We start from the raw sequence: 1770 nt of genomic DNA, 5'->3' as shown, positions 1-1770 counted from the left end.
TTATATTCCTTAAATATTTTTAGCATATTTTTTCTCGGTCTATTTATAGATCAAATAAGTGGTATGCCTATCGGTACAAATTCGCTAGTTTTTTTATCGGCATATACGATTTATAAATTATCTTCAAAATATTTTGTAGCTAAAAACTATTTAATAAATTTCATTATTTTTTGCGTTTATTGTTTATTTATATTGAATTTTAAATATTTACTAATAACAATCAAGAAGCTAGAAGCAGACGGATATTTAATAATTTTCTTTCAATTTTTAACAACTATATTTTCTTATAATATAATTCGTCTTATACTTGACTCTCCTATGAATTACTTTAAAAAGTATGCTAAATAAGAAAATACTACATGGTGAGTTAATTTCACGAAGAGCCTTTATAATCGGATTAGGTAAACTCGGATTTTTATCGTTGCTTGGAATAAGAATGTTTTATTTACAGCTTATTAAAAGCGAAGAATATAAGACTTTATCGGATAAGAATCGTATTAATTTCGTTGTACTTCCACCGACTAGAGGAAGAATTTACGATTTAGACGGCAATATTTTAGCTACTAATAAACCATGTTATCAGCTGGTAATAGATAGGAGCATTAATAATAATTATAGGGATGAATTAGAAATAATTAGTAATATTCTAAATTTTTCTCCGGAAAAATATAATTATATTAAGCAAAAAATTAAAAAATCTAGTCGCTACACTCCTTTAATAATATTTGATCAGCTTGATTGGCAGCAAGTATCAATGATTGAAGAACAAAAGCATAAACTCGCTTCAATATTTATTGATATAGGTTATTTAAGGTTTTATCCTTTTTCAAGCGTTACTTCTCATTTAATCGGTTATCTTGGTCAAATAAATGAGCAAGAGAAGCAGGAATTAAATATACATAGTTTAAGCGATTTTAATATCGGTAAATCCGGTATTGAAAAATATTACGATAACAAACTACGAGGAGCATTTGGTTATAAAAAAGTTGAAGTAAACGCTTACGGTAAGCAGGTAAGAGAAATAGCAGGAACCCCTACTAAATCGGGTGAAGATATGCATTTAAATATCGATGCGCCGCTTCAGCAAAATATCCAGCAATATTTAAATCCTAAAGGTTCTTCGGCAATAGTTATGGATACTAAAACCGGAAATGTACTAATTTGTGCTTCCACCCCGGGTTTTGAATCAAATCATTTCAGTAAATTATCGGGAAATTATTGGCAAAGTTTAACGAGTGATCCTTATAAGCCTTTAATTAATAAGGTAATACAAAATTCTTATCCTCCAGGCTCGGTTTTTAAAATAATTACCGTACTTGCAGCCCTTGAAGTAGGCATTAATCCTAATAAGACCGTTTTTTGCGATGGTAGCTCTGCTTTTGGTACTAATAGCTTTAGATGTTGGAATCATAGCGGACACGGAACGTTAGATATGATGTCTGCTTTAAAGCATTCTTGTAATATTTATATGTATGAATTAGCAAGAATAGTAGGTCCGGATAAAATTCTTGAAGTTTATATTCCTTAAATATTTTTAGCATATTTTTTCTCGGTCTATTTATAGATCAAATAAGTGGTATGCCTATCGGTACAAATTCGCTAGTTTTTTTATCGGCATATACGATTTATAAATTATCTTCAAAATATTTTGTAGCTAAAAACTATTTAATAAATTTCATTATTTTTTGCGTTTATTGTTTATTTATATTGAATTTTAAATATTTACTAATAACAATCAAGAAGCTAGAAGCAGACGGATATTTAATAATT

At 28.6% G+C, this 1770-nt stretch carries 1 protein-coding gene and 2 pseudogenes; all 3 read left to right on the top strand.

Going from position 1 to position 1770, the window contains the following annotated elements; genetic code table 11:
• Positions 1–348 (top strand): hypothetical protein (locus tag O6R16_RS07750; RefSeq protein WP_499680684.1); only part of this gene is annotated, 348 nt, incomplete at its 5' end.
• Positions 338–1516, top strand: a pseudogene (locus O6R16_RS07745) (penicillin-binding transpeptidase domain-containing protein); the annotation flags it as partial. The gene O6R16_RS07750 and the pseudogene O6R16_RS07745, both read left to right, overlap by 11 nt.
• Positions 1513–1770, top strand: a pseudogene (locus O6R16_RS07740) (hypothetical protein); the annotation flags it as partial. The pseudogenes O6R16_RS07745 and O6R16_RS07740, both read left to right, overlap by 4 nt.

It is taken from the genome of Candidatus Rickettsia tasmaniensis (genome assembly GCF_036857515.1).
Taxonomy (GTDB): Bacteria; Pseudomonadota; Alphaproteobacteria; order Rickettsiales; family Rickettsiaceae; genus Rickettsia; species Rickettsia rickettsii.
This window is presented reverse-complemented; position numbering and strand designations above follow the sequence as displayed.